Origin of the sequence: Motilibacter deserti (assembly GCF_011250635.1) — a bacterium.
GTDB classification, from domain to species: domain Bacteria; phylum Actinomycetota; class Actinomycetes; order Motilibacterales; family Motilibacteraceae; genus Motilibacter_A; species Motilibacter_A deserti.
The window spans coordinates 1-7,615 of the sequence record NZ_JAANNP010000084.1 but is presented as its reverse complement, the minus strand read 5'-3'; the positions used below and the strand labels follow the sequence as shown (position 1 = coordinate 7,615).

The window sequence follows — 7,615 nt, the reverse complement described above, 5'->3', positions numbered from 1 at the left end:
TCGCCACGGCTGCGCAGGCTCTCCAGCCACAGCAACGCTCCGCTCTGCCCGAAGGACTCCAGAAGAAGGCTTCCGGGGTACGCGTACGCCGAGGCCGGCAGCCCCTCGTCCATCTGCGCGTAGCAGGGCTCCGAGCCGGAGACGGCCTTGAGCGTGACGATGCTCGCGAACTCCTTCAGCTCGACCACCCGGTCGACCAGGAGCACGGGGTGGCGATGCGGCAGGACGGCGCGGATGTCGGCGTACTCACGCATCGCCGTCCTCCTGGAACAGCGCGAGGGTGAGCGTGACCTGCGCGGCCGGTGCGTCGTCGACGTCGAGGCCGGACTTGGTCACGGTCGCGCTCACCCTGCGGGCGGAGTCCGGCCCGGTGCACGTGGCCCGCAGCCGGAGGTCGTCGCCCGGCACGAACGGGGCGGTGAAGCGGACGGAGTCGATGCCGACGAGGACGGCGCTCGTCACCTCCGGCCGCGTCTCCTCGAGCAGGCGCAGCGCCGCTTGACGGACGGACTCCACGACGAAGACGCCGGGATAGATCGTGAGGTCGGGGTAGTGGCCGCGCAGGTACGGGTCGACCGCGGTGACCCGCTTGCGCGCCAGCACCTCGTCCGCGGACACGACCGTGACCTCGTCGACGGCGTCGAGCGGACGGGCTGCGGCCCGGATGGACGGCACGGGGGCTCCTTGTGTGGTGGGTGGCGAGGCGGGTCAGATGACGATGCCGCCGTCGACCTGCACGACCTGCCCGGTGATGTAGCTCGCGCGGTCGGAGGCGAGGAAGGACACCAGGTCGGCGACCTGCTCGGCGGTGCCGAAGCGGGACAGCGGGATCGCCTGCAGCGCGCCGGCCTTCAGCTTGTCGGGCAGCCCGGAGGTCATGTCCGTGTCGATGAAGCCGGGCGCCACGGCATTCACGCGGACGCCGTATCGGCCGAGCTCCTTCGCCAGGGCCTTCGTCATGCTGTTCATCCCGCCCTTCGAGGCGGAGTAGTTCGCCTGCCCGGGATTGCCGACGACTCCCGCGACGGAGGAGACGTTCACGATGACACCGGCTTTGCGCTTCATGAATCCGAAGGCCACCGCCTTGCAGGCGTGGAACGTGCCGGAGAGGTTCGTGTCGATGACCTCCGACCAGTCCTCCTCCTTCATGAGCACCATCGGCGCGTCGCGGATGACGCCGGCCGAGTTGACGAGCGTGTGGACCGGGCCGAGCGCGGACTCGGCGTCCGCGACGAAGGCGCGGACCGCCGCGCTGTCGGTCATGTCGCAGGCCGCGGAGTAGCAGTCGGCTCCGACGTCGCGGACCAGCTTCTCGGTGATGCGCAGCTGCTCGGACTCGGTACGCCCGCAGAAGGCCACGTCGTAGCCGTCCCGGGCCAGCGCGACCGCTACGGCGCGTCCGATGCCGCGCGAGCCACCGGTGACGACGGCACAACGACGGTCCGACATGGCGGGCCTCCTCGAGATAATTGGAGAATGTGAATTCGGGGAACTGAGAATCACGCTAGTCACCGTTCTGGCCGGCACGGAATAGCGATGACTGGAAGATGTCACGGGGGTGGACCTGGCCCGCCGAGTCGGACGGCTGGGCGACCGCGGCGACCAGGCCGTGGCCCAGGTCGAGGTCGCGGACCAGCCACTCGACGGACTCGCTCCCCACGCCGTGGCGCACCAGCACCGCGCCGTCGAGGTCCGCGCGCACGTCGATCGTGTCGACGCCACCGGCGATCCCGACGCCGATGGCCTTGAGCACGGCCTCCTTGCGCGTCCAGGTGCGGTAGAAGCCGGCGAGCTGCGCGGGTGCCGGGAGAGCGAGCAGGTGGGACCGCTCGGCCGGCGTCAACGTCACGTCGGCGAGCACGTCCACGGACAGCGCGCGCGGGGCCTCCACGTCGACCCCCAGCGGCGCACCCTCCAGTGCGGCCAGCACGGCGTACCCGCGGGTACGGGACAGGCTGATCCGCCAGTCCGAGCGCGGCTCGAGGACGCCGGGCGGCCCGTGGTGCGCGTCCCCGCAGCCCGGGCAGGGGAGCCGCCCGAGGACCACGTCGCCGCTCGGTACGCCCAGCACCTCGGCGAGCGCGACACGGGCCGCCAGGTGGGAGGTGACGTAGTCGTCCGCGGTGCGACGGCTGCGGAACCGTGCGGCGCGCGCGGCCTCCTCCGGGCTGAGCGTCGCTCCGCACGCGTGACGGCGCAGCGTCTCGCCCAGCTCGTCCAGGCTCCAGCTCCACAGCAGCACCGGTGGCCCGCCGTCCCGGTCCGCGACCTGCGGGCCGGCGCGCAGCTCCGGCGACCCGCGCCGGCCGGGGCGCGTGCGGTCGACCACGGTCATCGTCCGGCCTCGGCGGGTGCGCGGGCCGCCTCCGCGACCGCGGCGGGCTCCTCGGCGGCCAGGCGCTCGCGAACGCTCCGCGGGCGCAGGTCGAGCCACACGTCGGCGATGTGGTCGAGGCACTCGGACTCGCTGCCGACGAAGCCTGCTCCGGCCCACCCCTGCGGGAGCGGGCGGCTTCTCGGCCACAACGAGTACTGCTTCTCACTGTTCACGACGACGACATGGGTCCTGCCGTCCCTCGGCTCGGGCGTGCAGGCCTCGGTCATGGGGCGACCCCCTCCGGGAAGAAGCTGTCGACCGGCCGGACGCGGCCGCCGGCCGAAGCGCGGTCGTAGACGTGCTTGCCGACGGCGAGGTCGAGCACCCCCAGCCCGAACGGCGAGAAGACCACCGCCCGGCTCTCGTCGCGGGCGACCTCGCCGCGCAGGAGCTGCGCGAGGGTGCCGTGGACGAAGCTGCGGTCACCGACCTGCTGCTCGGCGAGGTGCAGAGAGGTCTTCTCCCGCACCGCATGGTCCGGGTCGTCGGTGAGGTTCTGCGCGGACAGGACGAGCTCCGGCGCCAGGTCGCGCAAGGACAGGTGCAGGACGACGGGCTTGTGTGCGAGCAGGGAGGGGTCCTGCAGGTACGGCTCCCCCGCGACCGTCGCGAGGACCACGACGTCGCAGCCGTGGAAGGCGGCGGCGTCGTCCTCGACGACCTCGACGTCACGCTGCCCGTCCTCCTGCGCCGCGGCGGCGAACTTCTCCGCGCGCGTCCGGTCCAGGTCGAAGCAGCGGTAGCCGCCGACGTCCCAGCCGAGGTCGCGGAAGAACGCGTGCACGTGGCGCGCGATCAGGCCCGTGCCGACGAAGCCGATGCGGCCCGTCGAGCGGCGCCCGCACAACGCCTCCGCCGCGAGCACCGCGGAGGCCGCGGTCCGCGTCGCGGAGATGAGCGAGGCCTCCATGCAGGCGTACGGGTATCCCGTCTGCATGTCGTTGAGGACGAGGACGGCAGACGCGCGCGCGATCCCGTGCTGCACGTTGCCGGGGTAGCTCGCGATCCACTTGATCCCCGCGACGTCGAAGTCGCCGCCGAGATAGGCGGGGAGCGCGATGATCCGGTCCCTGCTGTGGCCGGGCAGCCGCAGGAAGCTGCTGTGCGGGTTCACCGCGTTCCCGGAAGCATGAGCCAGGTATCCCTGACGCACGGCCTCCAGGCAGGCGGGCCGGTCGGCGTCGATCTGGGCGGCGATGTCCGCAGCGCTGACGATTCCGAAGCCTGGCGGTCTCACGGGCTCTCCTCTCACAAGGTCTTTCGAGGACGGGGCAGGTTCAGACGGACGAGCCGACGAGCTCGCGCTCCGGGTCGGCCGGGCCGTCGGGAAAGGCGCCGGGGAACGCGTTCGCGACCCAGGCGCGGTCGTAGACGGTGTCGGCGTACGCGGCGCCGCGGTCGGCGCAGAGGAACGCGACGGTGGGCCGGCGCCCGCGCGAGCCCGCGAAGTAGCGCTCGATCGCCGCGTACACGCTGCCGGTGGACCCACCGGCGTAGATGCCGTGCCGGTGCAGCAGCCGGTGGCAGCCGGCGATCGCCTCTTCCTCCGAGACGATCACGACGTCGTCGATGAGCGCGTGGCCGACGAGCGGCGGCACGATGCTCGAGCCGATGCCGGGGATGAGCCGGCGGCACGGCGAGCTGCCGAAGATCGCCGACCCCGCCGCGTCGACGGCGACGACGCGGGCGTTCGGGAAGGCCTCCTTGACGCGCAGCGACAGGCCGCTGATCGTGCCTCCGGTGCTGACGCCGACGAACACGTAGTCGAGCCGGCGCAGCTCGCGGCACAGCTCACCGCCGGTGAGCCGGTAGTGCGCCAGCAGCGCGTCCGGGTTGGCGTACTGGTTCGGCCAGTACGCCGCCGGCAGCTGCGTGCGCAGCTCTGCCACGCGGGCGAGCCGGTTCGCGAGGTAGCCCCCGGTCCCGTCGCGCTCGCTGACCTTCTCGACCCGGTCGCACAGGGCGCGCAGGTAGGCCTCGGTCGACGCGTTGACGTTGGGGTCGATGACGGGGACGAAGCTCAGCCCGAGGGCACGGGAGAGCGTCGCGAGCGACAGCGCGAAGTTCCCGGAGGACGACTCCACGATCGTGGCGCCCTCGCCGACGTCGCCGCGCTCGATGGCGGACTTGAGGATCCAGAACGCCGACCGGTCCTTGGAGCTCGCGTTCGGGTTCGCGAACTCGAGCTTGGCGAACAGGTCGAGCCGGTCGTGCTCGAGCGGCACGAGCGGGGTCTGCGGGAAGGACTGCCCGATCCGCTCGAGCGCGGCGAGCAGCGGGCGTGCGGCGCTCATCCGGGGTCCGCGGGGATGCGCGCGACCGGCACGTGGCGCGACAGCGGGAACTGCGTGAGCATCCGGTCCAGCCGGGCGGCCGCCGCGCGCCGCGCCGGCTCGCCGATCCGCGGGCGCGGGGCGCCGTGCGAAGGGGTGAGCGCCTCCAGGACGCCGCCGATGATGCGCGCCAGCTGGCGCAGCTCGACCGGGCCGAGCCCGCGCTGGGCCGCGGCGTACGTGTCGAGCAGCAGCCCGTCGGGGTGGACCCGGTCGGCCAGCCGGCCCGGTAGCCGCGTGACGTCGACGAGGATGCCGAGGCCGGCGAGCACCGACGCCGCGGTGCGTGCGTCGATGCCCGCAGCGGCCGGGTCGAGGACGACCGTCGAGGTGTCCGTACGCCCGCCGACCACGCTGTGCCCGCACTCGGACAGCACGGCGGCGAGCTCGCCGGCGCCGCGGACGGCGCGGTCGGCCGTCTGCGCGAAGGGCTCGGCGGCGGCCAGGGCGAGGGCACGCGCGGTCGCGGCGAGCGCCGGGCGAGCGGGTTCTGGACAGGCGGTCCGCGCCGCGTGCTCCACACGTTCCGCGAGCGTGCCGGCGCCGAAGGGCAGCTCCGCGTCGCTCCCGGAGAGGACGAGCCCGCCCGCGGGGCCGGCGAGCTGGCCGCGGGTGCCGGTGACCGTCAGGTGGGCGCAGTCCACCGGGCCGGGGTGCGTCCCCGCGGCGACGAGCGCGGCCACCGCGGTGATGTCGGCGATGAGCACGGCGCCGGCGCCGTCGGTGAGCGTGCGCAGCCGCCCGTGGTCGACCCGGCGCGACAGGCCCGCACTCTGCACGAGGAGCGCGCGCGGGCGGTGGCGGCGCAGGAGCGTCGCCACGCGGGCGTAGTCGAGGCCGCCGTCGGCGGCGGGCGCGCAGCGCAGCGGTGCGGCGGGCGTCCCGGGCAGGTCGGCGCCGTCGACGGGCCCGACGTGCAGCACCTCGTCCCCGGGGCCGAGCACCGCCGCCAGCGCGACGACCGTCGCCTGCGCGGCGCCGCCCGGTCGGACCGTGGCGTAGCGGGCGCCGAAGAGGGTGCGGGCACGCTCGACGGCCAGCTGCTCCAGGTCGTCGGCGTCGTCCGTGTCGTCGGCGGCCGCTCCCTGGACCCCCGCGGCGGACAGGCAGGCGAGCACCGACGGGTCGGCGGCTCCGGAGCCGGCGCGCAGCGACAGGGTGGCCTCGTGCCCGACGTGCTCGGCGTGCAGCAGCCCGTGCAGCCACGGGTCCTCGTCCGCGAGCAGCTCCGAGGAGGCGGCGGCGAACGCGGTGAGCGGGGACCCGGGCGCCGTGCCCGAGCCGGAATGGCGGGCGGCGGCGAGCACGCCCCCCGGGGCGGTCGGTGTCGTCGGGCCGTCGTCGGCGGGCGCCGCGGGCGATGAGGCGGGCCGCAGGGCGGGGAGCGGCGAGAGGCCCGTGGCCCGCGAGATCGGGGCAGTGGTCATCGCGCGGCCGCCCTCGCGTACGCCCGGACGGCTGCCGGCGCGGCGAGCGCGGCGAGCGCGAGCGCCATCGTGACCGCGAGCGGAGCGGCGTGCTGGACCGGGAAGCCGGTGCCGGCGGAACCGGCCGGGAGGTCCCCGAACAGGTCTCGGCAGGCCGCGACGACGACGCTCACCGGGTTCCACTCGCAGGCCGTCGCGAGCCAGTCGGGCAGTCCCGACAGCGGGATGAACGCGTTCGACAGGAACGTCAGCGGCAGCACGACGAGGAAGGCGACCGAGGTGATCGCGTCGTTCGCGCGCAGCACGAGCCCGACGACCGCGCCCACCCACGACATGGCCCACCCGAGCAGCAGCAGCAGCGCCAGCGCCGCGGCTGCCGAGGCGAGGCCTTCACGCGGCCGCCAGCCGAGCACGAGCCCGCCCGCGCAGATCGTGACGCACGAGACCGCCGACAGGGCGGTGTTCGCGCCGGTCCGTGCCGCGAGCACGGAGCCCGTGGAGATCGGCATGGCGCGGAAGCGGTCCACCAGCCCGTTGCCGAGGTCCTCGGCGACGCCGAGCGCCGTGCTCGAGACGTTCATGAGCATCGTCTGGGCCAGGATCCCGGCGACGAGGTACTGCACGTAGTCGCCGCCGGGGACCGTGATCGCGCTGCCGAAGAGCAGGCCGAAGACCGCGAGGTACGCGACCGGCATGACGGTGACCGAGATCAGCTTCTCGGGGACGCGGGCGATGTGCCGCACGTGGCGCCCGAAGAGGGCGCAGACGTCGCTGACGGTGTCCATCACGCGACGGCCTTCACGGCCGGGCGGCCGTCGACGGCGTCGGCACCGTCGACAGCGTCAGCGCCATCGACAGCGTCAGCACCATCGGCAGCGGCGACAGCGGCTCCCTGCGTGAGGGCGAGGAACACCTCGTCGAGCGTCGGCCGGTCGACCGCGAAGGAGCGGACGCGGCAGCCGGCGGAGTCGAGGGCGAGCACGGCCTCGGCGACCGAGGCGGTGGCGTCGCCGAGCGGCACGCTCAGCCCGAGGCCGTCGTCGGCGATCCTCGGCTCCCGGGCGTACACCCGCCCGAGCACGTTCGCCGCCCGGATCGTCTCGGCGGCGTCGGAGAACGAGGCCTCCAGCCGCTCGCCGCCGATGCGCGACTTGAGCTCGTCCGGCGTCCCGTCCGCGACCACGCGGCCGGAGTCCACGACCGCGACGCGGTCGGCGAGGACGTCGGCCTCCTCGAGGTACTGCGTCGTCAACAGCACCGTCACGCCCTGGGCGACCTGCTCGCGCACCATCGTCCAGAGGTCGCGGCGGCTCAGCGGGTCGAGCCCGGTCGTCGGCTCGTCGAGGAAGAGCACGGCGGGGTCGGTCAGCAGGCTCGCCGCGAGGTCGAGCCGGCGTCGCATGCCGCCGGAGTACGTCTTCACCTGGCGGTCGGCCGCGTCCTCGAGCCCGAAGCGGGCGAGCAGGTCACGGGCACGG

At 74.2% G+C, this 7,615-nt stretch carries 10 protein-coding genes; all 10 read right to left on the bottom strand.

The features are described 5' to 3' along the window. Positions 1 to 254, bottom strand: a 254-nt coding sequence (locus tag G9H71_RS19860) for a 3-hydroxyacyl-ACP dehydratase FabZ family protein (RefSeq protein ID WP_269204766.1), incomplete at its 3' end; no start/stop codon positions are given. After that, positions 247 to 675, bottom strand: a complete 429-nt coding sequence (locus tag G9H71_RS19855) for a 3-hydroxyacyl-ACP dehydratase FabZ family protein (RefSeq protein ID WP_166284524.1) — start codon at positions 673 to 675, stop codon at positions 247 to 249. The genes G9H71_RS19860 and G9H71_RS19855, both read right to left, overlap by 8 nt. Positions 676 to 708: 33 nt before the next feature. Beyond that, positions 709 to 1,449 carry a 3-oxoacyl-[acyl-carrier-protein] reductase gene (gene fabG, locus G9H71_RS19850; RefSeq protein WP_166284523.1) on the bottom strand — a complete coding sequence of 247 codons (741 nt, stop codon included), beginning with the start codon at positions 1,447 to 1,449 and terminating at the stop codon, positions 709 to 711. 55 nt (positions 1,450 to 1,504) lie between these two features. Continuing rightward, positions 1,505 to 2,335 (bottom strand): 4'-phosphopantetheinyl transferase family protein, encoded by an 831-nt coding sequence (locus tag G9H71_RS19845; RefSeq protein WP_166284522.1) that lies wholly within the window; start codon positions 2,333 to 2,335, stop codon positions 1,505 to 1,507. Beyond that, positions 2,332 to 2,604: an MbtH family protein gene (locus tag G9H71_RS19840; RefSeq protein ID WP_166284521.1), complete on the bottom strand. Its 273-nt coding sequence runs from the start codon at positions 2,602 to 2,604 to the stop codon at positions 2,332 to 2,334. The genes G9H71_RS19845 and G9H71_RS19840 overlap by 4 nt, the downstream gene beginning before the upstream one ends. Beyond that, positions 2,601 to 3,614, bottom strand: a complete 1,014-nt coding sequence (gene sbnB, locus G9H71_RS19835; RefSeq protein WP_166284520.1) for a 2,3-diaminopropionate biosynthesis protein SbnB — start codon at positions 3,612 to 3,614, stop codon at positions 2,601 to 2,603. Before sbnB ends, G9H71_RS19840 begins: the two co-directional genes overlap by 4 nt. 40 nt (positions 3,615 to 3,654) lie before the next feature. After that, positions 3,655 to 4,671 (bottom strand): 2,3-diaminopropionate biosynthesis protein SbnA, encoded by a 1,017-nt coding sequence (gene sbnA / locus G9H71_RS19830; protein WP_166284519.1) that lies wholly within the window; start codon positions 4,669 to 4,671, stop codon positions 3,655 to 3,657. Further along, on the bottom strand, positions 4,668 to 6,137 hold the full coding sequence (locus G9H71_RS19825; RefSeq protein WP_166284518.1) for a hypothetical protein: 1,470 nt from the start codon (positions 6,135 to 6,137) through the stop codon (positions 4,668 to 4,670). The genes sbnA and G9H71_RS19825 overlap by 4 nt, the downstream gene beginning before the upstream one ends. Next, complete coding sequence (locus G9H71_RS19820) at positions 6,134 to 6,922, bottom strand: ABC transporter permease (protein WP_196792308.1); 789 nt, start codon at positions 6,920 to 6,922, stop codon at positions 6,134 to 6,136. Before G9H71_RS19820 ends, G9H71_RS19825 begins: the two co-directional genes overlap by 4 nt. Beyond that, positions 6,922 to 7,615, bottom strand: a 694-nt coding sequence (locus tag G9H71_RS24735) for an ATP-binding cassette domain-containing protein (protein ID WP_166284516.1), incomplete at its 5' end; no start/stop codon positions are given. The genes G9H71_RS19820 and G9H71_RS24735, both read right to left, overlap by 1 nt.